A 24245-nucleotide genomic window follows, 5' to 3' on the forward strand; every position below is an offset into this window, starting at 1 on the left:
CATGAGCGACGTGGACCGGCCCGGTGGCGTCCGGGGAACGGGACCGCTGCTGCTCGGAGTGCGGCACCACGGGCCGGGGTCGGCGCGGGCGGTGCGGGCCGCGCTGGAGGAGACCCGGCCGGAGGCCGTCCTGGTCGAGGGCCCGCCCGAGGCGAACGATCTGATTCCGCTCGCCGTGCACGAGGACATGCGCCCGCCGGTCGCCCTGCTCGCCCATGCCGTGGACGAGCCCGGCCGCTCGGCGTTCTGGCCGCTCGCCGGGTTCTCCCCGGAGTGGGTCGCGATCCGCTGGGCGCTCGAACACGGCGTCCCCGCCCGCTTCATCGACCTGCCGGCCGTCCACAGCCTGGCCTGGAGCAAGGAGGAGGAGGGCGGACCGGAGGACCGCGAAACGGCGGACGGGGAGCGGGCGTCCGGCGCGGGTGCCGGTGTGCGGATCGATCCGCTCGCGGTGCTGGCCGAGGCAGCCGGGTACGACGACGCCGAGCGCTGGTGGGAGGACGTCGTCGAGCACCGGGGCGTGGGGGAGAAGGGCGAGGCACTCGCACCGTTCACGGTTCTGGAGGAGGCCATGACGGCGCTCCGGGAGGAGGGCGGAAGCGGCGGACACGACCAAGATCCCGTCCGGGAGGCGTACATGCGCCTTCAGATCCGGGCGGCGCAGCGCGAGTTCGGGGGCGGCGTGGCCGTCGTCTGCGGTGCCTGGCACGTGCCCGCGTTGCGGCGGAGGACCACCGTCACCGCCGACCGGGCCCTGCTGAAGGGGCTGCCGAAGGTCAGGGCGGACATGACCTGGGTGCCGTGGACGAACCGCAGGCTGTCCCGCTTCAGCGGATACGGCGCGGGCATCACCTCGCCCGGCTGGTACGGGCATCTGTTCGGCGCGGTGGACCGGCCCGTCGAGCGGTGGATGACCAAGGTGGCGGGGCTGCTGCGGGCCGAGGACCGGATCGTGTCCTCCGCCCATGTCATCGAGGCGGTGCGGCTGGCGGACGCGCTCGCCGCGATGCGCGGCCGGCCCCTGCCCGGTCTGGGCGAGACGACCGACGCCGTCCGGGCGGTGATGTGCGAGGGCTCCGACGTCCCGCTGGCGCTGGTGCACGACCGGCTGGTCGTCGGGGACGTGCTGGGGGAGGTGCCGGCGGCGGCGCCCGCGGTACCCCTCCAGCGGGACCTCACGCGGACCCAGCGCAGGCTGCGGCTGAAGCCCGAGGCCGCGGAGCGCGAGCTGGAGCTCGACCTGCGCAAGGAGACCGACGGGGAGCGCAGCAGACTGCTGCACCGGTTGCGTCTGCTCGCCGTGGACTGGGGCGAGCCGGTCGCCTCGTACGGGAGTACGGGCACCTTCCGGGAGGCCTGGCGGCTGCGCTGGGAACCGGAGCTGTCCGTGCGGGTCGCGGAGGCCGGGATATGGGGGACGACCGTACGCGCCGCCGCGACCGCCAGGGCGGAGGCGGACGCCGAAGCCGCACAGGGCCTCGCCGACGTCACCGGGCTCGCCGAGCGCTGCCTCCTGGCCGAACTGCCCGACGCGCTGCCGACGGTGATGCGGATACTGGCCGACCGCGCGGCCCTCGACTCGGACGTCGGCCATCTCGCCCGGGCCCTGCCGGCCCTGGTCCGCTCGCTGCGCTACGGCGATGTGCGCGGCACCGGTTCCGGGGCGCTCGCGGAGGTCGCCGCCGGGCTGGCGGAGCGGATCCTGGTCGGCCTGCCGCCGGCGTGTGCCGGACTGGACGCGGACGCCGCCGACGAGATGCGCGGCCACCTCGACGCCGTGCACGGCGCGGTCGGCCTCCTCGGCGACGCACCCGCGCCGGGCCACGGCGACCTGCGCACCCGCTGGGCGTCGGTGCTGCGCACGCTGGCGACGCGGGACACCGTGCCCGGGGTGATACGGGGACGGTCGGTCCGCCTGCTGCTGGACGACGGGGAACTGGCGCACGACGAGGCGGCCCGGCAGATGGGGCTGGTGCTGTCGTCGCCGGGTACGGCACCGGCGGACGCGGCGGCGTGGATCGAGGGCTTCGTCGGAGGCGGCTCGGGCGGCGGTCTGCTCCTCGTCCACGACGAGCGGCTCCGCGGACTGGTCGACGCGTGGCTGACGGGCGTGCCGGCGGAGGCGTTCACGGACGTACTGCCGCTGCTGCGGCGGACGTTCTCGGCGTACGAGTCCGGGGTCCGGCGCACGTTGGGCGAGCTGGTCCGGCGCGGACCGGGGGCGCCGGTCGGCCCGGCGACCGCCGGTTGTGGAGCACCCGGGTTCGCGGCCGGCCTCGACACCGCCCGTGCGGACGCGGTCCTGCCCGTGGTGCGGCTGCTGCTCGGCCTGGACGAGGACCGGGCCGCCGCCCGGGGCGGCGAAGGCGGCGGGGGCGCGTGTGCCGGCCTGGTGGAGGCGGCGCGATGACCGACGCACGGGTACGGCAGCGAGGCGCACAGCCGCAGGGTGCACGAGCCCAGGACGCACGAGTGCGGGACGAACACCCCGGACCGAAGGACCCCGGACCGAAGAACCCCGGGCCCGAAGGGCGACGGAGTGAAGGGCCACGGCGCGGAGGATCACAGCACGAGGGGGACACATGTCGGCTGCGGTGACGGACGTGGAGCAGGAGCGGCTGCGGCGGTGGCGGCTGGTGCTGGGCGGGGGCGCGGCGGACGGCACCGGGTGCGGTCTGTCCGGGCAGGACGCCGCCGTGGACGGAGCGCTCACCGCGCTCTACGGCAAGGCGGACGGACCGCAGAAGGGAGGCAAGGAGCGGTCGGGGCAGGAGCGTTCGGCGGGGTTGGGGGCGTCCGCGCCGTCGGTGGCGCGCTGGCTCGGGGACATCCGGACCTACTTCCCGTCCTCCGTCGTCCGGATCATGCAGCGCGACGCCATCGACCGGCTGGGGCTCGCCACTCTCCTCCTGGAACCGGAGATGCTGGAGGCGGTCGAGGCCGACGTCCACCTCGTGGGCACTCTGATGTCGCTCAACAAGGCGATGCCGGAGACGACCAGGGAGACGGCACGGGCCGTCGTCCGCAGGGTCGTCGACGCGCTGGAGAAGCGGCTCGCCACCCGCACCCGGGCCACCCTCACCGGTGCCCTCGACCGGAGCGCCCGCGTCGACCGGCCCCGCCACCACGACATCGACTGGAACCGCACCATCGCGGCCAACCTCAAGCACTACCTCCCCGAGTACCGGACGGTCGTGCCCGAGCGGCTCGTCGGCTACGGGCGTGCCGCGCGGTCGGTGAAGAAGGAGGTCGTCCTCTGTGTCGACCAGTCCGGGTCGATGGCGGCGTCCGTCGTCTACGCGTCGGTGTTCGGAGCGGTCCTCGCGTCCATGCGGTCGATCGCCACGCGGCTGGTCGTGTTCGACACGGCGGTCGTCGACCTCACGGACCAGCTCGACGACCCCGTCGACGTGATCTTCGGAACCCGGCTCGGCGGCGGTACGGACATCAACCGGGCGCTGGCGTACTGCCAGTCACAGATCACCCGGCCCGCGGAGACGGTGGTCGTCCTCATCAGCGACCTCTACGAAGGGGGCATCCGCGACGAGATGCTCAAGAGGGTCGCGGCGATGAAGGCGTCCGGGGTGCAGTTCGTGACGCTGCTGGCGCTGTCCGACGAGGGAGCGCCCGCCTACGACCGGGAGCACGCGGCCGCACTGGCCGCGCTGGGCGCGCCGGCGTTCGCCTGCACGCCCGACCTGTTTCCGGAGGTGATGGCCGCGGCGATCGAGAAACGTCCGCTGCCGGTACCGGACCCGGTGTGAGGAGGGGGGAAGAAAGGAGGGGAGAGGCGCGGAGAAGAGGAGGACGGCGCAGCCCGCGCCACTCCCTGAGCTCCCGGTGCTCCGGGTGCCGCCCGATCTCCCGGTGCCGCCCGGATCCCCGGGGCTGTCGGCTGCTGTCGGTCCCCCTGCCTGCGCCGCTCACGTGCGACCCGCCGATGGGCACCGGGCGCCGGGGCCTCTCGGCAGACGGCGCCCGCTCCTCAGCCGGAGCCGGAGGCCTCCGCGTCACCGGCCGCGGGTCGACCCGGAGCGGCGGAGGCCGCCCCGTACGGCCCGCACCACGGAGGCGCCGGGGTCGGCGCCGAGGCGTACGACACCTGACCGCACGGCGGAGCCGACGGCCGCGGGGCCGCGGGGAGCGTGCCGAGCCGGTGGCCCCCGCTCCCCGCACCCCCGGCGAAAGCCCGGACGGCACGAGGGGCAACCGCACCGCCACCGGCCACGGAACCCCGCGTCACGGGGACACCCCGGCCGTCACCGTGACGCGAGGTTCCGCCCCGCCCCTGCTCGTCCCCGGTGCCGCCGCGCAGGCCGGAGCGGCCGACACACGGGAGCGGTACCGGGACGTCCCCGTCTCCCCCGCGTAGGCAAGCCCGCGACGGGCGGACCGTGCTCCCCGGCCGGTCCCGCACGGCCCTGTCCGTGCGGGACCGTGCACGGTGCCGTGGGCCTGCCTGCCGGGTCGCCCCCGCCCCTCTCCGGGTGCGGAAACCCGAGCCCCGGACCTCCCCGCCGTCTCCGAGGCCTCTGTCCATCGCGTACATCACCTACGTCGTGTACATCACCTATGTCGTATGCGTCATGCAGATCACACGACTAACCTGACTCGCGAGTAATAAAGGTTTCACGGGACATCCGGACGTGGACGGCCGAACGCCATCGGCCTGTCCGTCCGGGGGCCGTGGATGAGGTGGCCTGCCCCATTGGGGTGGGAGCCGGCCACCCCGCACCCCGAAGGGCGGCAACGTTCCCGCCCGCCGGGTGTACGGCGGACCTCACCGGGCCGACCCCGGCCCGGTGAGGTCACTTGCCCATGGCACTCTGTGTCACCGAATCGGGCATCATGTGACAGGTATCACCGCTCAGGTGTGACCCCACGATTTCGGGAGGCCTCGCAACCGGCGATAGCCTGCGAGATGGACATGCCGCGCGCTCGGACACCGTGTGCGCTTCCCTTGTGACACAGCGGACGTCGTCACGTTGCCCTTCGCGGCACGCCCACGCATCCAACGAACCGCGAGATCACTGATAGGGACGGAAGCGCGTGGACCTGTTCGAGTACCAGGCGAGGGACCTCTTCGCCAAGCACGATGTACCGGTGCTGGCCGGTGAAGTCATCGACACGCCTGAGGCGGCGCGCGAGATCACCGAGCGTCTCGGCGGCAAGTCCGTCGTCAAGGCGCAGGTGAAGGTCGGTGGCCGCGGCAAGGCCGGTGGTGTGAAGCTGGCAGCAACCCCGGACGAGGCCGTCGCCCGCGCGACGGACATCCTCGGCATGGACATCAAGGGCCACACGGTCCACAAGGTGATGATCGCCGAGACCGCTCCGGAGATCGTCGAGGAGTACTACGTCTCCTTCCTCCTCGACCGTGCCAACCGCACCTTCCTCTCCATCGCGTCCGTCGAGGGCGGCGTGGACATCGAGGAGGTGGCGGCCACCCGTCCGGAGGCCGTCGCCAAGACGCCGATCGACCCCAACGAGGGCGTGACCCCCGAGAAGGCGCGCGAGATCGTCGAGGCCGCGAAGTTCCCGGCCGAGGTGGCCGGCAAGGTCGCCGACGTCCTCGTCACGCTGTGGAAGACGTTCATCGCCGAGGACGCGCTCCTCGTCGAGGTCAACCCGCTGGCCAAGGTCGCCTCCGGCGACGTCCTCGCCCTCGACGGCAAGGTGAGCCTCGACGACAACGCCGAGTTCCGCCACCCCGACTTCGAGGAGTTCCACGACAAGGCCGCGGCCAACCCGCTGGAGGCCGCCGCCAAGGAGAAGAACCTCAACTACGTCAAGCTCGACGGCGAGGTCGGCATCATCGGCAACGGCGCGGGGCTCGTGATGAGCACCCTGGACGTCGTCGCCTACGCCGGTGAGGCGCACGGCGGCGTGAAGCCCGCCAACTTCCTCGACATCGGCGGTGGCGCCTCCGCCGCCGTCATGGCGAACGGCCTGGAGATCATCCTCGGCGACCCGGACGTCAAGTCCGTGTTCGTCAACGTCTTCGGTGGCATCACCGCCTGCGACGAGGTCGCCAACGGCATCGTGCAGGCGCTGCAGCTGCTCGCGGACAAGGGTGAGGAAGTCACCAAGCCGCTGGTCGTGCGCCTGGACGGCAACAACGCCGAACTGGGTCGCAGGATCCTCTCGGACGCCAACCACCCGCTCGTGCAGCGCGTGGACACCATGGACGGCGCGGCCGACAAGGCCGCCGAGCTCGCGGCTGCGAAGTAAGGGACGAGGGACAGAACAGCCATGGCTATCTTCCTCAACAAGGACTCCAAGGTCATCGTCCAGGGCATGACCGGTGCCACGGGCATGAAGCACACCAAGCTCATGCTGGCCGACGGCACGAACATCGTCGGCGGTGTGAACCCGCGCAAGGCGGGCACCTCCGTCGGCATCGAGGGCAACGACATCCCGGTCTTCGGCACGGTCGCCGAGGCGATGGAGAAGACGGGCGCGAACGTATCCGTCCTCTTCGTACCGCCGGCGTTCGCCAAGACCGCCGTCGTCGAGGCCATCGACGCCGAGATCCCGCTCGCGGTCGTCATCACCGAGGGCATCGCGGTCCACGACTCGGCCGCGTTCTACGCGTACGCCGTGTCGCAGGGCAACAAGACCCGGATCATCGGCCCGAACTGCCCCGGTCTGATCACCCCGGGCCAGTCGAACGCCGGCATCATCCCGGGCGACATCACCAAGCCGGGCCGCATCGGCCTGGTCTCGAAGTCCGGCACGCTGACGTACCAGATGATGTACGAGCTGCGGGACATCGGCTTCTCGTCGGCCGTCGGCATCGGTGGCGACCCGGTCATCGGCACGACCCACATCGACGCGCTGGCCGCGTTCGAGGCCGACCCCGACACCGACCTGATCGTGATGATCGGTGAGATCGGCGGCGACGCCGAGGAGCGGGCCGCGGCGTACATCAAGGAGAACGTGAAGAAGCCGGTCGTCGGCTACGTCGCGGGCTTCACCGCGCCCGAGGGCAAGACCATGGGCCACGCCGGCGCCATCGTCTCCGGTTCGTCCGGTACCGCCCAGGCCAAGAAGGAGGCCCTCGAGGCCGCGGGCGTCAAGGTCGGCAAGACGCCGACCGAGACGGCCAAGCTGGCGCGCGAGATCCTCGCGGGCTGATCAGCCGCAGAACACGGACGGGCCCGTTCCCCCGGAGGGGACGGGCCCGTCGTCGTTTTCGGAGGAAGGGCCGCGGCCGGGACCGGAAGCCGTACCGGGGCCGCGGCCGGGACCGTCACCGTGACTGCGGTGCCAGCCGCTCCGGGCCGTGCAGCAGTTCCTCGCGGAGCTTGGCGCGCAACTCCCGCTCCTCGCCGGACAGGGGCCCCGGTGCCACCCGCGGCGGTACCCCCTGGACCGTCTCGCCGGGCGGCACCGGCGGGTCGTACCGTGTGGGGGCCGTGTGCAGGGTGAGTGCGGTGGCGCCGATCAGAGCGACCGTGAAGGCGATGACGGCCCGGGTCCGGAGGCGGGCCCTGCGCTCGCTGCCGTCGCGTACCTCCGGCGGTTCGGCGGACCGGAGGTGTTCGGCGGAGGCCAGTTCGGCCAGCCGGCGGTGCAGCACGAGCGGATCCGACAGTTCCGGCAGCCGGGCCGCGAGGGTCTCGTGTGCGTGCAGCAGGCGGCTCGCGGTCGCGGACGTGCTCGCCTCCGTCTCCGCCGCGGTCTCCGGCAGGTCGAGGCCGACACCGTCGTAGAGCACGAGCGTGCGGCGGTGCGGAGGCGGCAGTCGCAGCAGGGCGTCGAGCAGCGCGCGGTCGACGGGCTGCGAGGGCGGTGGTTCCGGGTGCCGGCAGCGGGGCCGGAACCGGTGCCACGGGGCGAGCGCCCACTCGTACGCCGCTGCGCGCACCCAGCCGGCCGGGTCACGGTCGCGCGCCACCTCGGGCCAGCGCTCCCAGGCCAGTTGGAAGGCCCGCTCGACCGATTCACGCGCCAGGTCGCGACGGCCGGACAGCAGATACGCCTGTCGTACGAGCGCCGGGGCGCAGAAGGCGTACAGGGCGTCGAATGCCTGAGCGGGCGTCAGGGAGGCGGGATCCACGGTCTCCTTCAAGGAGGACCGGGCGGGCGGCTCCCGGACGGCCCGCCGGGCGGCCGAACGCGCCGGAGGCTCGGTCGAACGCCGGGGGGACCCGGAGGACTCGGCGGACTCGGCGGACTCGGCGGACTCGGAGGACTCGGAGGACCCGGAGGGCTCGGCCGACTTCGCCGGCTCGGTCGGGGTGAGGGACCTGGCGGGAGTGAAGGGCTCGGTGGGCTCGGGGTTCGTCGCGGTGGCGGTGGCGGTGGCGGTGGTGGTGGTGGCGGCGGTGGTGGTGGTCAGCAGTTTCGCGTACGCCTCCCCCTTCCGGCCGCGCGGTGCGGTGCGGCCGGACTCCCACGCACGCACCGTCTCGCGGCTGACGCCGACCCGCCGGGCGAGCTGATCCTGTGTCAGCGAGCGGGACTCGCGCAGGCGTCGGCGTTCCTCGGGCGGGGGGAGGGGAGTGGCAGGGCTCCGTGTCACAGGGCGCCCCTTCGTGCAAAAAAGTACATAAACGTATATTGAGCGACACGGCGGTGCTTTGCCTGTTACGCGGGGAAAGGGCGTGTCGTTGGGAGCATGGCGGGTGTGATCCAGACGACCACCCGACGAACGAGGCCGTCCCTCCTGCTCACCCGGGTGCGCGACCGCTCGCCCGGACTGGGCCCCTCCCTCCTCGGCGGTGCCCTCGCGGCGGGGCTCGGACTCGCCGCGTTCGCCATGCTCGTGACGCTGCTGTGGATCAGCTCGCCGTACCCGGACAGCGGACCCGACGGCGCGTTGAGTGTCGCGGCGGCGCTGTGGCTGCTGGCGCACGGTGCCGAACTGGTCCGCACCGACACGCTCTCGGGCGTGCCCGCTCCACTCGGCGTCCCGCCGCTGCTCCTGCTCGCGCTCCCGGTGTGGCTGCTGCACCGTGCGGCCCGCGACGCCACCGACGGGGGCGCGTCGGAGGCGTCGGGTGCCCTGGAGGCACCGGAAGCTTCGGGCGACGCCCCGCTCGTCCACGGCCCGACGGCCTGGGCGGGCGTCGTCCTCGGTTACCTGGCCGTCGGCACGCCCGCAGCGCTCTACGCCGCGGGCGGCCCGCTGAGGCCGGCGTGGGCGTCGGCGGGCGTGTACGTGCCACTGGTCGCGGTGGTGGCGGCGGGCGTGGGGGTGTGGCGGGCGTACGGCTGCCCGCGCGGGCCGCTGGAACGGACGGCGGGGGCTTTGCTGCCACGGGGCGTACGGCATCTGCTCCTCGGCCCGGACGGGCGCCTCGGAGTCGCCGCGCGCGCGGCGGCGGCGGGGTCGGCGGTGCTCGTCGGCGGTGGAGCGTTGCTGCTGACGGTCTCACTGCTGTGGCACGGCGGCGAGACCCGGGACGCCTTCCTGCGGCTGACGCAGGGGTGGTCGGGGTGGGTCGCGGTGCTGCTGCTCGGCGTCGTTCTGCTGCCGAACGCGGCGGTGTGGGCGGCGGCGTACGCCCTGGGCCCCGGGTTCCTCCTCGGCGTCGGCCATGCCGTGACCCCGCTCTCCGCCGCGCCGGCTCCGCTGCTGCCCGCGTTCCCGCTCCTTGCGGCGGTGCCGGACGCGGGGGCCGGGACGCCGGCGAACTGGACGGCCCTGGCCGTGCCGTTGGCGGCCGGGGCGTCGGCGGGGTGGTACGTCGCGCAGGGGGCCACGACGGCCGGGCACCCGGCGGAGCCCGGAGGCGGGCGGGCGGGGCGGGAACCGTACGTGGTCTGGTCGCCGGGCCGGACGGCCGGTGTCGCCGTGGTCGCGGCGGTCCTGTGCGCGGTCCTGCTGACACTGTTCGCCGCGTGGGCGGGCGGGCCGATGGGTGTCGCCGCGCTCTCCCGGTTCGGGCCGGTCTGGTGGCAGACGGGGGGCGCGACGCTGGTGTGGATCGGGCTGGTGGCCACGGCGACGGCCCTGCCGGTACGGGCCTGGCGGTGCCGCACGCCCCGGAGCGAGCGGGCGGAGCGGGCACCGGCGAGCGTGGACGAGAAGGCGTGGGCAGGGGCGCGGGCGACTGCGCGGGCATGGAGGGTGAGGATCGGCAGCCCGCGCCGGGGGGCGCCGGAGGACGGCACCGGCGCGACGGCGGACGGCCGACGGCGCCGGGACGCCGCCGGCCCCTACGACTTCCTTCCGGCGGATCCCGCCCCCGGCCATGACCTCCCTGGCCATGACCTCCCCGGCCATGACCTCCCCGGCCGGGGTCTCCCCACCGTTCCCGAAACCCCGAAGCCGCCTCCCGCCCGGTAGGGCGGGAGGCGGCTTCGGAAAGCGGGTGCCGGGGAGCCGGGGCACGCTGCCGGACGACTGCCGGTCAACCGGCTGCCGACCGGCTGTCAGCCGGTTCTCACTCGGCCGTCCCGAGCAGGTTCTGGAGCGGGTCCGGCAGGAGGTCGTCGCAGGACTCCTTGGACTGCTGGGTGAGGGCGTCGTTCGTGCACGTGTAGTAATCCTGGTAGACCATCTGGGCCGTGAAGCCGGCGGCGACCAGGATGAGCGCCAGGGAGGCCGTGACCAGCCCGCTCACCGCCGCCGTGGTCTGCGGACGGCCCTTCTGCGGACGGTCCGTCTGCGCGGTCGGCGCCGGGGAGTCGGGGGCGGACGCCGCGTGGGGCTTGGCCCGCAGGGCGCTGACGGCCCAGTGCAGGGCGAGCGCGCCCAGCAGCAGCGCGACGTACGGCCAGCCGAACAGGGCGAAGAAGAAGGCCCACATGCCGGACAGCAGGGAGTAGCGCGCCCGGCGCTGGACGGGATCCGTGGGATCCCAGCGCGGGCCGGGGTTCTGGGGGCCGCCGGCCCCGCCGCCGCCCTGCCCTTCCGGGCCGTGCGGGCGCTCGCCGAAGCCGCCGGTGGAGCGGCCGGGCTGCCGGTCGCTCCACCGCCCGCCCCAGAGGGGGCGGCCGCTGCCGTCTCCCTGGCCGCCACTGTCACCGTCCTCGTCGCCGGACGGGCGGCGGGGCTGCCAGGGCTGGTCCGGAGCCCCCTCCGGTGGCGGCGCGAACGGATTGTTCTCCTCGGAGTCACGGCGCCTGTCACCGCCGCCGCCCTCGCCCCGGGGTGTCCCGGGCGTCTCGGGCGGCGAGGAGGGGCGCTCCCGCAGCAGCACGGCGCCACGCTCCCCTCCCTGCGCCGACGGCTGGGGGAATGTGAGGAATCGCAGGCTGCGGTCCGGCATCAAGTGAGCGTCTTCCCCTTAATCAAGTCCATCAAGTCCATCAACAACTGCTGCAGTCACTGCCCGACTGCGGCTACTGCCAGGCGGGCTGGGACATGTGCGGCCGAGCCGACGCGTTCCCGTCCGCTTCCCGGCCCGGGCGCCTCATCCTGTGAACGCTTGGTGCACAGGTGGCGTTCCCGGGCGACCGGTCGTTCCCGGACGTGGTGAACCGGCTCTTCCCAGACGCTACCTTCCGGCCACGCCCCCGTCCCGTGAGGGCCGCCTCATGTGCCGGTATCGTTGCGGGCGGTCGGCCGCTTCGTAGGCTTCCCCGTATCCGAGGGCGCGAAGCATTCGTATGAATGTACAAAGTGCTGGTCCCCGACCGCACCAGTGCTCCCCGAGAAAGGGCCTCACCGTGGCCGCCAAGCCCGTGGCCGAGCGCGTCAGGCGTCTCGTCGTGCTGGTCTCCGGATCCGGCACCAACCTTCAGGCGCTTCTCGACGAGATCGCCGCCACCGGCGCCGAGGCGTACGGAGCCGAGATCGTGGCCGTCGGTGCCGACCGCGCGTGCATCGAAGGGCTCGCCCGCGCCGAGCGCGCCGGGCTGCCGACCTTCGTGTGCCGGGTCGGGGACCACGCCACCCGGCAGGAGTGGGACGCGGCGCTCGCCGAGGCCGTCGCCGCCCACGCGCCCGACCTCGTGGTCTCCGCCGGGTTCATGAAGATCGTGGGCAAGGAGTTCCTCGCGCGCTTCGGCGGGCGGTTCGTCAACACCCACCCTGCCCTGCTGCCCAGTTTCCCCGGAGCCCACGGCGTGCGGGACGCGCTCGCGTACGGCGCCAGGGTCACCGGCTGCACCGTCCACTTCGTCGACGACGGCGTCGACACCGGGCCGATCATCGCGCAGGGCGTGGTGGAGGTCCGGGACGAGGACGACGAGAGCGCGCTGCACGAGCGCATCAAGGAAGTCGAGCGAAGGCTGCTCGTCGAGGTCGTGGGGCGGCTCGCCCGCAACGGCTATCGCATTGAGGGACGAAAGGTAGTTATCCAGTGACCGCCGAGAGCAACAAGCGGGCCATCCGACGGGCGCTCGTCAGCGTCTACGACAAGACCGGCCTCGAGGACCTCGCGCGCGGCCTGCACGAGGCCGGTGTGGAGCTCGTCTCCACCGGGTCCACGGCCGGCCGCATCTCCGCCGCCGGTGTACCGGTCACCAAGGTCGAGGAGCTCACCGGCTTCCCCGAGTGCCTGGACGGCCGCGTCAAGACCCTGCACCCGAAGGTCCACGCCGGCATCCTCGCCGACCTGCGCCTCGACAGCCACCGGCAGCAGCTCGGCGAGCTGGGCGTGGAGCCGTTCGACCTGGTCGTGGTCAACCTCTACCCGTTCCGCGAGACCGTCGCCTCGGGGGCGACGCCCGACGAGTGCGTGGAACAGATCGACATCGGCGGTCCGTCGATGGTGCGCGCCGCGGCGAAGAACCACCCCTCGGTCGCCGTGGTGACCGGCCCCGCCCGCTACGCCGACGTCCTGTCGGCGGTGAAGGACGGCGGCTTCGACCTCACCACCCGCAAGCGGCTCGCCGCCGAGGCCTTCCGGCACACCGCCGCGTACGACGTGGCGGTCGCCTCCTGGTTCGCCTCCGAGTACGCCCCGGTCGACGAGTCGCGGTTCCCGGACTTCCTCGGCGCCACGTACGACCGCGCGCACACCCTCCGCTACGGCGAGAACCCCCACCAGCCCGCCGCCCTGTACGTCTCCGGCACGGGGGGCCTCGCGGAGGCCGAGCAGCTGCACGGCAAGGAGATGTCGTACAACAACTACACGGACACGGACGCCGCCCGCCGTGCCGCGTACGACCACAGCGAGCCGTGCGTAGCGATCATCAAGCACGCCAACCCGTGCGGCATCGCGACCGGTGCGGACGTCGCCGAGGCGCACCGCAAGGCGCACGCCTGCGACCCGCTGTCCGCGTTCGGCGGCGTGATCGCGGTCAACCGTCCGGTGTCCAAGGAGATGGCCGAGCAGGTCGCCGAGATCTTCACCGAGGTCGTCGTCGCGCCGGACTACGAGGAGGGCGCCCTCGAGGCCCTCACCAAGAAGAAGAACATCCGCGTGCTGCGCGCTCCCGAGGCCCCCGCCGCCCCGGTCGAGGTCAAGCCGATCGACGGCGGTGCCCTCCTCCAGGTCGCCGACCGCCTCCAGGCCGAGGGCGACGACCCCGCGAACTGGACCCTCGCGAGCGGCGAGGCGCTGTCCGAGGCGGAGCTGGCCGAGCTGGCCTTCGCCTGGAGGGCGTGCCGGGCCGTGAAGTCCAACGCCATCCTGCTCGCCAAGGACGGTGCCTCGGTCGGCGTCGGCATGGGCCAGGTCAACCGGGTCGACTCCGCGAAGCTCGCGGTGGAGCGGGCGGGAGCCGAGCGCGCGGCCGGTTCCTACGCGGCCTCCGACGCGTTCTTCCCCTTCCCCGACGGCCTGGAGATCCTCACCGGGGCCGGCGTGAAGGCCGTGGTCCAGCCAGGCGGTTCGGTCCGCGACGAGCAGGTCGTCGAGGCCGCGGAGAAGGCCGGCGTGACGATGTACTTCACGGGGACGCGCCACTTCTTCCACTGACGGTGGAGCGACGGTGACGCCGACTGCCCGCCGGGGTTCGCGCCCCTCCGACTGCCCGCGCGAGCGGACGGGCGGAGGGGCGCGCGGGCCGAGGGACGCGACCTCGGACGTCCCGGGGTCACCTCCCGGCCGGAGGCGTGTACTCCCTGAGGTAATGGGTGACGCGGTCGGCGTACGTGCGGTATTTCGGGGGAACTCCGCCCGCGTCGTTCACTTTCCGGTACGACGTACGGGAGGCGGCGGCGAGCAGGGCGGACAGCGAGCCCTCCGCCTTCTCCACGACGAGGACGGTGGCGCCGTCCAGCGTGGGGCGGCCGGGGTCGTCGACGGTGAGTGTCTCGTACATCCGGATCGGCCGGGGTCTGCTGAGTCGGCGCAGCAGCTCGACCTCACGCTCGACGAGTTCGCGCAGATGGCTCAGTTGCCGGGGTGTGCCCGTGCCGGTGGGCAGGAACTTCAGCGCGACCGACCCGGGCAGCGGTTCCTGCGGCTCCCGCACCCCTCGTACCCGCTCGGGTCCCGGGCGCCCGGGACCGCGCGCCCGGGGGGTGCCTTCCCGGCCCTGTCCCGCGCCGCCCCGGTGCTGTCGCCCTCGCCCTCGCCGGTGCGCCGGGCGGCGTAGACACTGCCGAAGGCGCCCGTGGCGATCGGTTCGCGCACCTCCCACACGCCGACCCGGTAGCCCTTGGGCACCGTGACGGCGTACGGCTCGGTCATCGGACCGTCCGGCGGCAGGGCGCCGCCGCCGGCACCGTCGGGTCCTCCTCCCGGACCGGACCAAAGCGGAGCGCCGGGGACACCGGCGACTCCTCCTTCCTGCCGTTGGGCCGCGGGCCCGGGCCGGTGGTGCCGGGACCGCCGTCGACGCGCGGGTGCTCGCCGTCGGTGCGCAGGCAGGCGTGGCGCGGTGCCCGGGCCCCCAGCGGCAGCAGGCCGCCGACCGCGGGGAGGGCGAACCGTGGGAAACCGGACGGCACCGGCGTGTCCAGCCGCTCCGGCCCGGCCCCGACGCGCGCGGCCCGGCCGGAGGCGAGGCTTTCGCCCGGGGCGGGCCGGAGCCGTGTGCTGTGGTGTCCTGCGTCCCCCGGGGTCGGCGGAGGTACGGCGATGATGCGGTACAAGGTGCGCCTCCCCGTGCCTGACGGCCATCCCGCCAGATCAGGGCGACGCACCAGGGCCGTGTCTCCCCCGTACGGGGGAGACACGGCCCTGGTGCGTGATGGGCCGAAAGCAGTGCCGGGCGGATCCGGCACGGCGGGGGAACGGGTTCAGTACCGGGGCCGGTTGAACCAGTGGCTGCCGTTGCGGTTGGCGCAGAACACGATGATCAGGATGCCGAGGATCAGGCTGATCAGCGCGAAGACGTTGGCCGTGAGCAGGCTGATCACACTGAACAGCGTGACCACCGAGGCGTAGACGATCGCGGAGACGCGCACCCCGCCGCGGCCCGTGGCCATTTTCACGGCGGTGAGGATCGCCCAGAACGCGAATCCCAGGACGATCACACCGAACACGATCATGACGCCCGCGCCGATGTCGCCGGCCGTGTTCACGTCGTCCGACGAGATGTTCGGGTCGGAGGAGAGCTCCTCCTGGAGGTAGTCGGCGAACCAGGCGCTGGCCACCATCATCAGCACGCCACCGAGGGCCTGGAACCCGCCGAGCACGAACAGCATCACGCGCGCGGCCTTCACGCTGCCCGGCATCACCGCCACGGGGCCCGGCCCCGGCTGTCCGTAGGGCTGCGGGAACTGCGGCGGCGAGGGGTAGCCGTAACCGGGCTGGCCGGGGGGCTGCTGCTGGGGGTAGCCGTAGCCGGGCCCGCCGTGCTGCTGGGGCGGCTGCCCGTAGGGGTTGTTCGGGTCGCCGAAGCTCATGGCGGTTCTTCCTCCGTTGTCGCTTCAGGTGCGGGGACACGCGGGGCGCGGGTCGGAGGAAGGTCTACAGATGCGGTCCGTCCCCCCGGTACTGCCCGCGGCACTGTCCGTTCATCGTTCTCGACGGATCTGTCGATTGTCCAGCCGCAGGCAGATGGTGTTGTGCAAGTGCAACATTGCTGATCTTGGCCGGATGCATGTGGAACGCGACCGGTGCGGGGGCGGCCCGGAGCCGGTGTGTGGGATCGCGAACCTCGAGGCCGCCCGGGCGCGCCCGTCGCACGGCCCGGGTGCGGCCTTCGCACGGGGCGGCCGGAATGCGGGCGGATTGGAACCCGGGGCCGGTCATCCGCGAGGATGGGGCCATGACCGCCCAGATTCTCGATGGCAAGGCCACCGCAGCAGCGATCAAGTCCGATCTGACCGCCCGCGTGGCGGCGCTGAAGGAGAAGGGCGTCACGCCCGGCCTCGGCACGATCCTCGTCGGGAACGACCCCGGCAGCCAGAAGTACGTCGCAGGCAAGCACCGGGACTGCGCCCAGGTCGGTATCGCCTCCATCCAGCGGGAGTTGCCCGAAACGGCCACGCAGCAGGAGATCGAGGCGGTCGTCCGCGACCTGAACGGGGACCCGGCCTGCACCGGGTACATCGTCCAGCTGCCGCTGCCCAGGGGCATCGACGAGAACCGCATCCTCGAACTCATGGACCCGGACAAGGACGCCGACGGCCTCCACCCGATGAACCTCGGCCGGCTGGTCCTGAACGAGCCGGCTCCGCTGCCCTGCACCCCCAACGGTGTCCTCACCCTGCTGCGCCGCTACGGCGTGGAGATCAAGGGCGCCGAGGTCGTCGTCGTCGGCCGCGGTGTGACCATCGGCCGTCCGATGCCGCTGCTGCTGACCCGGCGCAGCGAGAACGCCACCGTGACCCAGTGCCACACCGGCACCCGCGACCTGTCGGCGCACCTCAAGCGCGCGGACATCATCGTCGCCGCCGCCGGCTCCGCCCATCTCGTCCGCCCCGAGGACGTCAAGCCCGGCGCGGCCGTCCTCGATGTCGGCGTCTCCCGCAGCGCCGAGGGCAGGATCGTGGGCGACGTGCACCCGGACGTGGCCGAGGTGGCCGGCTGGATCTCCCCGAACCCCGGCGGTGTCGGCCCGATGACCCGGGCCCAGCTGCTGGTCAACGTGGTCGAGGCGGCGGAGCGCAGTGCCGGCTGACCGCAGCGCCCGAGAGGCGAAGGCCGGGGCCCGCGAGACCGGGGCGGACTTCGGCGAGACGAACGAGCCGGAGCCGGAGCCGGACCGGGGGCACAAGCAGAAGCAGAGCCAAGTACAGAAGCAGGACCGGAAGCGGGAACAGGAACAGGAAAAGGAGAAGGGGAAGGAACGGGAGCCGGTCGAGGGTGCCGCCGACGAGGAGGCCTCCGGGGACGTCGCCGACGAGGAGATCACGGTCGTCGACCCCGTCAGCGCGCCCGACGCCTCGGGGCGGCCACGGCGCGCCACCCGTCGCTTCCCCCTCTTCACCAAGGACACCGCCCGCCCGGAGGGCGGCGGCCGGGCCGCACCCGGTGACGCTCCCGCGCCCGCCCGGCAGTGGCCGATCCTCGCCGTCCTGCTCGTGGCCGGGCTCGGCCTGCTGCTGACGGCGCTCGACCTGTTCCGGATCGGCACGCTGCTGATCGGCGTGGCGCTGCTGGTCGGCGGGGCGCTGCGCTGGGTGCTGCCGGGCGTCGGCATGCTCGCCGTGCGCTCCCGCTTCACGGACATCGCCACGTACGGGGTGCTGGGTCTGTCGATCGCGCTGCTGGCGATGATGGCGCAGCCCGACCCCTGGCTGGAGATCCCGTTCCTGAAGGACACCCTGCACTTCACCGTCAGCAACAGCTGACGCCCCCGCTGCCCCGCCCCACTGTTCCGCACATCCGGTGAACGGCGGCCCGTCCTCACCCCCGTGAAAGGACGGGCTGCCGCCGGAAGCAACCTTCCTGCACCGTGAACCGGCTGTTCAACGGCTGTCAGGGCGCTGTGGCACGGAAGTGACCGTTCCGGTACGTCCCCCGGATGGCCCGGACCGGCCCGGGAACTTCCGCGAAGTGCCCCTGGAAACCGGGCGGCGTGATAATCATGACGATCCGGGACAACCTGTGGTGTCCCCCGCGTTGTGCCGGTTCCGTTCGGTCGGAAGGGCTGCCGGTGGGAGACTGGGACACGAGCGAGTGAGCGTGCGACGGCGCATGCCCGCGGCCCTGACGCTCCCGTGCGCCCCACCCCGGGAACCGAGATCCTGACCGGCGGCATCCATGTGGGTGGCCGGAACGGGGACTCGGCAGAGGCACCACGCGCGAGGAAATACCAGCACGACCGGGGGGAAGGTGGGGAATCGATGCCTCGTTGGAAGGCCTTGCCGGATGAACTCGATCCGCAGATCAAGGAGTTCACGAGTCAGCTCAGGCGGGTGGTGGACCGCAGTGGCATGAGTGTCGCGTCGGTCTCGGACCGCACGGGCTACAGCAAGACGTCCTGGGAGCGTTATCTGAACGGCCGGCTGCTCGCGCCCAAGGGCGCGATCGTGGCACTGGCCGAGGTCACCGGAACCAATCCGGTGCACCTGACCACGATGTGGGAGCTGGCCGAGCGGGCCTGGAGCCGCTCGGAGATGCGTCACGACATGACGATGGAGGCGATCAGGATCTCGCAGGCGCGTTCCGCGCTGGGCGAGCTCGCCGGACCGTCGTCGGCCGGTGCGGGCGGCCGGGGCCGCAAGGGCGGCGGTGCCGCGGTCCGGCCGGGCGGCGCCGGACCGGCCGTGGGCTCCCCGCTGGTGCCCCCGCAGCCCACCCCCTCGGACGTCCGTGACACGGCGGGGTCGAACTCCTGGGGCATGGCCGGGTACGCCGGACCGTCCCCGGCGGGGCGCCGGAACGTCCCGGCGCACGCGGCCACGCAGCCCGCGGGGGACGACGGGCGTACGCCGGGCGCGCAGGACGTGCCGTCCCAGGGCGCGGCGGGCCGTGGCGGTTCCGGAGGCTCCGGTGGCAAGCGGCGCGCGGGAGGGTTCCTCGCGGGTGCCGTCTGCGTGCTGGTGGTGATCGCGGCCGCGTTCTACGTCACCGGGCTCGAGGGCGACAAGGAGGGCGAGGCGGTGAAGTCGCCCTCGCCCACGGCCTCCGTCCCCGCGAATCTGCCCGCCGGGGTGGAGTGCAGCGGCGACAGCTGCCACGGCAAGGACGCGGAGAGCATGGGGTGCAGCGGTGACCTCGTCACCACGACGCAGACGGCGACCGTCGGCACCGCTGTCGTCGAGGTCCGCTACAGCGAGGTCTGCGGTGCCGCGTGGGGCCGGATCACCCAGGCCGCGCAGGGCGACACGGTCGAGATCACCGGCGGGAAGAGCAAGCAGAGCGACAGCATCACCGAGGTCGGCGACACGATCACGTACACCCCGATGATGGCGGTCGGGAAGGCGGCGGACGCCAAGGCGTGCGTGCTGCTGGCCTCCGGCGAGGAGGGGTGCACGGAGAGGACGGCGGCGGGAACCGCGGAGTAGGTCTCCGGGGCACGCCCGCCGGCCCGCCGAGTACGGGCGCAGGGAGGTGAGCGCCGGCGGTGCGGGACGGTGGCGGCCCTCCGGGGCCCGCCCGGGTCGGCATGCCCCCGGTGAAGTTCGTGGCGCGGGACGGGCATGAGCCGGCGAATGCCGGGCATGAGCACGTCACCCCCACGGGAGTCCGGCAGGATCGGTCACCCGAACGGCGGCCGCCTCCGTCCCTCTTGCGGGCAGGCGGCCGCCTTTCCCGTGAGTGCGCTCGCGTATGCCCCGGTCACTCTGTGGGACGGGCCACATGGAGCCCGGCCGTCCACGATCGTGGATGCGCGATAGCCTGACCGCTGGATCTCTTGACGCCAAGAGATCGATCATCCAGCGGTGATCCCTCCGTACCGGTGATCGATCACCGTGGCGGGCACCGGTCACGAGCCGGACGGGATCCCGTACCCCGGGGCAGGGACGCCCCACCGCCAGCTGTCATACGGAGAACGCCATGACCCGCACTCCCGTGAACGTCACCGTCACCGGCGCGGCCGGCCAGATCGGTTACGCCCTGCTCTTCCGCATCGCCTCCGGCCAGCTGCTCGGCGCGGACGTGCCGGTCAAGCTGCGTCTGCTGGAGATCACCCCCGCGCTCAAGGCGGCCGAGGGCACGGCCATGGAGCTGGACGACTGCGCGTTCCCGCTGCTCCAGGGCATCGACATCTCGGACGACCCGAACGTGGCCTTCGACGGGGCCAACGTCGCCCTTCTCGTGGGCGCCCGCCCGCGCACCAAGGGCATGGAGCGCGGTGACCTCCTGGAGGCCAACGGCGGCATCTTCAAGCCGCAGGGCCAGGCCATCAACGGCCACGCCGCGGACGACATCCGGGTGCTCGTGGTCGGCAACCCGGCCAACACCAACGCGCTCATCGCCCAGGCCGCCGCGCCCGACGTACCGGCCGAGCGCTTCACCGCGATGACCCGCCTGGACCACAACCGCGCGCTGACCCAGCTGGCGAAGAAGACGGGTTCGACGGTCGCCGACATCAAGCGCCTGACCATCTGGGGCAACCACTCCGCCACGCAGTACCCGGACGTCTTCCACGCCACCGTCGCCGGCAAGAACGCCGCCGAGGTCGTGAACGACGAGAAGTGGCTGGCCGAGGACTTCATCCCGACCGTCGCCAAGCGCGGCGCCGCGATCATCGAGGCCCGTGGCGCCTCGTCGGCCGCCTCCGCCGCCAACGCGGCCATCGACCACGTCCACACCTGGGTCAACGGCACCGCGGACGGCGACTGGGTCTCCATGGGCATCCCGTCGGACGGCTCCTACGGCGTCCCGGAGGGCCTGATCTCCTCCTTCCCGGTCACCGTGAAGGACGGGAAGTACGAGATCGTCCAGGGCCTGGAGATCAACGACTTCTCCCGCGCCCGCATCGACGCCTCCGTCAAGGAGCTCGAGGAGGAGCGCGAGGCGGTCCGAGGCCTCGGCCTCATCTGATCCGTCGGTCACGTTCCGGGCCACGGGCCCCGTACCGGGTTTGACCGGTACGGGGCCCGTTCGCGTGTGCGGGCGCGTCCACGTGTGCGGTGGAGCGGTCATGGCTCCAACTCATGGCCAAAGGTTAACGCAAGTCACATCATCGCACCCTTGACAATTCGCTTTGCGTGATGTTGTCGCCCCCTTATGCTGATGGTTCTTCAACTCTTCCGCCACCAAGGACACATGCGCATCCGCATCGGGGGACCGGTATGAGCACTGCCCACGTGCCGCAGCAATCGCACCACACGGACGGCACGGCACCGCCGGACCTCCCGCGCGTCCCGCCACGTGCCAGCGAGGTGACCAGGCTGCTGTGCGGGGGCGTCAACCTGGACCTCGTCTACCGCGACCGGGTCATCGAAGAGCTGTACCTCCACGAGCAGCGGATCGTGGCCCCCTCGCCGGGTTTCGACGCGGCCCGGGTCCTGGCGCACGCGCTGCGGGCCCAGCGGCGGGCGCTGTGCTGGTCGGCCGCCGTCCTCGGGCTCTGGGCCGTGGGCGTACTGGTGACCGACGGCCTGCTGGCCGCGCTGCTCGTGCCCAGCGTGCTGCTCGGTCTCGTGCCCTGGGTCAAAGGCCGTGACGGTGAGTCGCCCCAGGTCAGGCAGTCCGGCGCCGCCCTGGTGCTCTGGTTCGGACGTCTCTACTTCGCGGTGTGCCTGGCCGCCATGGTCGGGGTCGGCTTCGGTGCCGACACCGGCGGTTCCGGTTCGGATTCCGGTTCCTCGTACGGTTCGTACGATCCCGCCTACGACTCCTACGGCTCCAGTGGTTCGAGCGGCGACGTCTTCGGCCTCGGTGACCTTCTGTTTCCGCTCTTCACCGGCGCTGCGGGGACGTTCGAGCCGTGGCAGGCCTGGACGGCGCTCGTTTTCCTCGTGCTGATCGGACTGTGCGCGGCGGGCCGGCGCGACCAGTTCGCCCGCGTGTTCACCGAGGAACTGTCGCGGCGGCGATTCCGGGACGTCGCGGAAGATTCCGCGGAACAGGCCGGGGGAGAGCGGTTCGTCCGGCTGAGAGAGCGTATCCGGCAGGAACAGCACGCGCCGCTGGTGATGTACGACGAGGCGAGTCCGTTCCGCGGGGCGGGAATCGGGCGCGACAGCTGGGTGCTGGCCGTCGAACTCCGGCCGGACGAGCAGAAGGAGAACCAGGAGCCGCTCAGCAACCGGGCGATCCTCGACCGGATCCGGCCCTTGATCGAACAACTGCGTGTGCCCGCCGAGAGCGCGGGCTCCGCCGCGCGCGACCGGCTGCGGCATCTGGAAATCGACGAGTGCGTGTTCCTTCCCGTCGACAAGGAACAGACCGATCGCGCGCAGGCCCTGTACACGCCGCAGGAGATCGAGCGGCATCGGCTGCGGGCGGTCGAGGAGGGCGGCGAGGGCCGCCGGCACTTCCTGCGCATCCGGGTCGGCGGCTGGGAGGAGGAGTTGATCGTCACGGTCTACGTGCGGGTTCACACGCAGGGGCGGATGCTCATGCTGGAGATCGCCCCGCACGTGATGCCCCCGCTGCAGGAGAAGTTCAAGAACGTCGACCGCGTCCAGCACGAGCTCCGCACCGCCACCGGGTTCGGCAGGACCGTCGCGGCCGCTGTCCAGGTGCCCGGCTCCGCGGGCCGCGCGCTGATCGTCCTGTGCCGTGGCCTGGGCCACGGGTGGCGGCTGCTGACCGTCGGCCGGGGCGGTGGGTTGCTCGAAGGACCCGCCGTCTCGGTGCGTGAACTGGCCGCGGTGAGGGCGGGCTCCACCTTCCAGGACATGGATGTGCGGCGTTACCTGCGCAGCATCCAGGACCGCGTCGGGCACGGGGTGCGGCTCGCGCTCGCCGAAGCCGGCTACGAGACCGGTGAGTTCGTACAGAAGATCGTGAACATCAGCAATGGCGCGGTCAACATCAACCGCGTCGACGGCTCCACCTTCGCCATCGGTGCGCACGCCCGTGCCGCCACCACCGGCGGCCCCGCGCCGCAGAGAGGATCTTCCAGCAATGGCACCCAGTGAGGAAAAGGGCGTCCGCGTGGGCGACGTCTCCCACAGCACCTTCGCCATCGGCAGCCACGCGCGCGCGGAGAGCCACCACGGCGTCCCGGCTCCGCGCGACGCCGCCACCGAGGAACTGCTCACCGCGGTAAGGGAACTGCGGGCCGACCTGTCCCGGCTCCAGAGGAGCGGACAGACCGTACAGCTCGACGCCGCCCTCGCGGAGACCGAGGAGGAGATCGACCGGACCGGTACGGCCGGCGAGAGCCGCCGTCAGCGGCTGCGTGAGGTACTCACGGACGCCCAGGCCGTCATGGCGCTGCTCGCCTCGGCCGGGACCGTGGCGGGACTGCTCGGGATGTGAGGACGGCAGTACCCGAAAGACGCAGAAGACGCAGGAGACACGACGGGGGAGGAGAAGGAAGCGATGGGTGGGGGACCGCGGTACTGGAACGAGGAGAACCAGCGCTGGGAGGAAGGGGAGGAGGGCACGACGGCGGACGCCGCGGGGGCGTCCGCTCCGGTGATGCCACCGCCCCCGGATGTCTCGCCCTCCGCCCCCACCCTCACGGGCATCCGGTGGCCGGGCGGCGGTCCTCCGTCGGTGCCCTCCGGGCAGCCCGCACCGGCCTCATGGTCGTCTCCCGAGCTGCCCCACGGCCCCGCCGGGCCACCCGTCCCGCCCGCGTCCCCGCCACCGGCGCGGCACGGGCTCGACCGGAGGCGGGTGTGGGCCGTGGTGGGCGGGGCCGTCGTGGTCGGGGCGGCCGTGGGACTGGTGCTGACCCGGACCCTGGGAGGCGGCGAGGGTGCGGACGGCCAGGAGGACGACAAGGCCGCCTCGGCGAGCGTGTCGCAGCCCACCGGTTCCGAAACCCCCGGACCGCAGGAGCCACCCGCCCCGCGGCAGCCGTCCTTCCCCGCCGAGCAGACCGCGCCGTCCACCCCGGACCCGGACAGCACGGTCCCCGCCGGTTACGACCGGTACACCGACTCCGAGGGCTTCACCCTCGCCCGCCCCGAGGGGTGGACCCGTACCAGCGTGTCCTCCCAGTACGGCATGGACGTGGTCAGCTACCGCAGTCCCGGCAGCGGCAGGCGGCTCCAGGTGTTCGAGGTGGCGGAGCCCTCGCCCGACGCGTCGTACGAACTGTTCCTCTCCGACGCCACCCCGAAGGCCCCCGGATTCGAGCAGCTCTCCCTGGAGACCCTGGACGACGGCGACTTCACCGGCTCCCGGCTGGAGTACCTCGCGGACTCCTTCAGGGGAGAGCCCGACATCGGGACCTGGCACGTCGTCGACCTGCGCTTCCAGGCCGCCGACGGCAAGCTGTACGCGCTCGCCGCCTACGGGGCCGACTCCGACGGTCACGAGGACGAACGCGAGCTGATCCGGACCGCCCTCGCACACTTCTGCCCGCCGGACACCACCTGCGGGACGGCCACGGACCTCCGCTGAACCGATCGCGGTCGGCGATGCGGGGTGGTT

Annotated in this window: 19 protein-coding genes and 1 pseudogene; 15 read left to right on the top strand and 5 right to left on the bottom strand. The window is 72.8% G+C overall.

Features of this window, described 5'->3' with window-relative positions; all coding sequences use genetic code 11:
* Position 1 precedes the first annotated feature (1 nt).
* The 5 genes from TU30_RS05640 (at position 2) to sucD (ending at position 7134) form a co-directional block, all read left to right on the top strand.
* Positions 2–2410: a DUF5682 family protein gene (locus TU30_RS05640; protein WP_042165633.1), complete on the top strand. Its 2409-nt coding sequence runs from the start codon at positions 2–4 to the stop codon at positions 2408–2410.
* A gap of 172 nt (positions 2411–2582) precedes the next feature.
* Complete coding sequence (locus TU30_RS05645) at positions 2583–3764, top strand: VWA domain-containing protein (protein WP_042165281.1); 1182 nt, start codon at positions 2583–2585, stop codon at positions 3762–3764.
* Positions 3765–4156: 392 nt separating this feature from the next.
* Positions 4157–4372, top strand: a complete 216-nt coding sequence (locus TU30_RS05650) for a hypothetical protein (RefSeq protein WP_042165283.1) — start codon at positions 4157–4159, stop codon at positions 4370–4372.
* Positions 4373–5049: 677 nt separating this feature from the next.
* Positions 5050–6228 (top strand): ADP-forming succinate--CoA ligase subunit beta, encoded by a 1179-nt coding sequence (gene sucC / locus TU30_RS05655; protein WP_042165286.1) that lies wholly within the window; start codon positions 5050–5052, stop codon positions 6226–6228.
* A 21-nt stretch (positions 6229–6249) separates the two neighbouring features.
* Complete coding sequence (sucD, locus tag TU30_RS05660) at positions 6250–7134, top strand: succinate--CoA ligase subunit alpha (RefSeq protein ID WP_042165289.1); 885 nt, start codon at positions 6250–6252, stop codon at positions 7132–7134.
* Positions 7135–7249: 115 nt separating this feature from the next.
* On the opposite strand, the gene TU30_RS05665 is transcribed toward sucD, so the two are convergent.
* Positions 7250–8524 (bottom strand): helix-turn-helix transcriptional regulator, encoded by a 1275-nt coding sequence (locus TU30_RS05665; RefSeq protein WP_042165291.1) that lies wholly within the window; start codon positions 8522–8524, stop codon positions 7250–7252.
* Between the two features lie 96 nt (positions 8525–8620).
* Between TU30_RS05665 and TU30_RS05670 the strand changes: the two genes are divergently transcribed.
* Complete coding sequence (locus TU30_RS05670) at positions 8621–10294, top strand: DUF6350 family protein (protein ID WP_063837618.1); 1674 nt, start codon at positions 8621–8623, stop codon at positions 10292–10294.
* A gap of 97 nt (positions 10295–10391) precedes the next feature.
* On the opposite strand, the gene TU30_RS05675 is transcribed toward TU30_RS05670, so the two are convergent.
* Positions 10392–11219 (bottom strand): hypothetical protein, encoded by an 828-nt coding sequence (locus TU30_RS05675; RefSeq protein WP_042165293.1) that lies wholly within the window; start codon positions 11217–11219, stop codon positions 10392–10394.
* 400 nt (positions 11220–11619) lie between these two features.
* Between TU30_RS05675 and purN the strand changes: the two genes are divergently transcribed.
* Both purN and purH read left to right on the top strand, forming a co-directional pair.
* The gene (gene purN / locus TU30_RS05680) at positions 11620–12258 is read left to right on the top strand and encodes a phosphoribosylglycinamide formyltransferase (RefSeq protein WP_042165295.1); all 639 of its coding nucleotides are present in this window, start codon (positions 11620–11622) and stop codon (positions 12256–12258) included.
* The gene (purH, locus tag TU30_RS05685; protein ID WP_042165297.1) at positions 12255–13817 is read left to right on the top strand and encodes a bifunctional phosphoribosylaminoimidazolecarboxamide formyltransferase/IMP cyclohydrolase; all 1563 of its coding nucleotides are present in this window, start codon (positions 12255–12257) and stop codon (positions 13815–13817) included. Before purN ends, purH begins: the two co-directional genes overlap by 4 nt.
* Positions 13818–14046: 229 nt before the next feature.
* Here purH and TU30_RS36935 read toward each other — a convergent pair.
* From TU30_RS36935 to TU30_RS05705, 3 genes and pseudogenes are all read right to left on the bottom strand, one after another.
* Positions 14047–14534, bottom strand: a pseudogene (locus tag TU30_RS36935) (hypothetical protein); the annotation flags it as partial.
* Positions 14531–14938 carry a hypothetical protein gene (locus TU30_RS05700; protein WP_042165304.1) on the bottom strand — a complete coding sequence of 136 codons (408 nt, stop codon included), beginning with the start codon at positions 14936–14938 and terminating at the stop codon, positions 14531–14533. The gene TU30_RS05700 and the pseudogene TU30_RS36935, both read right to left, overlap by 4 nt.
* 147 nt (positions 14939–15085) lie before the next feature.
* Positions 15086–15694 carry a hypothetical protein gene (locus TU30_RS05705; RefSeq protein ID WP_042165307.1) on the bottom strand — a complete coding sequence of 203 codons (609 nt, stop codon included), beginning with the start codon at positions 15692–15694 and terminating at the stop codon, positions 15086–15088.
* 365 nt (positions 15695–16059) lie between these two features.
* Here TU30_RS05705 and TU30_RS05710 point away from each other — a divergent pair, with 365 nt between their 5' ends.
* The 7 genes from TU30_RS05710 (at position 16060) to TU30_RS05740 (ending at position 24215) form a co-directional block, all read left to right on the top strand.
* On the top strand, positions 16060–16914 hold the full coding sequence (locus TU30_RS05710; RefSeq protein WP_042165309.1) for a bifunctional methylenetetrahydrofolate dehydrogenase/methenyltetrahydrofolate cyclohydrolase: 855 nt from the start codon (positions 16060–16062) through the stop codon (positions 16912–16914).
* 229 nt (positions 16915–17143) lie between these two features.
* Positions 17144–17587 carry a DUF3017 domain-containing protein gene (locus tag TU30_RS38225; RefSeq protein WP_042165637.1) on the top strand — a complete coding sequence of 148 codons (444 nt, stop codon included), beginning with the start codon at positions 17144–17146 and terminating at the stop codon, positions 17585–17587.
* Positions 17588–18082: 495 nt separating this feature from the next.
* On the top strand, positions 18083–19246 hold the full coding sequence (locus TU30_RS05720) for an XRE family transcriptional regulator (RefSeq protein ID WP_078878129.1): 1164 nt from the start codon (positions 18083–18085) through the stop codon (positions 19244–19246).
* Between the two features lie 493 nt (positions 19247–19739).
* Positions 19740–20729: a malate dehydrogenase gene (locus TU30_RS05725; RefSeq protein ID WP_042165314.1), complete on the top strand. Its 990-nt coding sequence runs from the start codon at positions 19740–19742 to the stop codon at positions 20727–20729.
* A 251-nt stretch (positions 20730–20980) separates the two neighbouring features.
* Positions 20981–22777, top strand: a complete 1797-nt coding sequence (locus tag TU30_RS05730; protein ID WP_042165317.1) for a hypothetical protein — start codon at positions 20981–20983, stop codon at positions 22775–22777.
* Entirely contained in the window at positions 22764–23120 is a 357-nt protein-coding gene (locus TU30_RS05735; RefSeq protein WP_042165320.1) for a hypothetical protein, read from the top strand. The genes TU30_RS05730 and TU30_RS05735 overlap by 14 nt, the downstream gene beginning before the upstream one ends.
* Before the next feature lie 63 nt (positions 23121–23183).
* Positions 23184–24215: a hypothetical protein gene (locus tag TU30_RS05740; protein ID WP_234307789.1), complete on the top strand. Its 1032-nt coding sequence runs from the start codon at positions 23184–23186 to the stop codon at positions 24213–24215.
* The last annotated feature ends 30 nt before the right edge of the window (positions 24216–24245 follow it).

It is taken from the genome of Streptomyces sp. NBRC 110035, from assembly GCF_000829695.1.
Classification (GTDB): Bacteria; Actinomycetota; Actinomycetes; order Streptomycetales; family Streptomycetaceae; genus Streptomyces.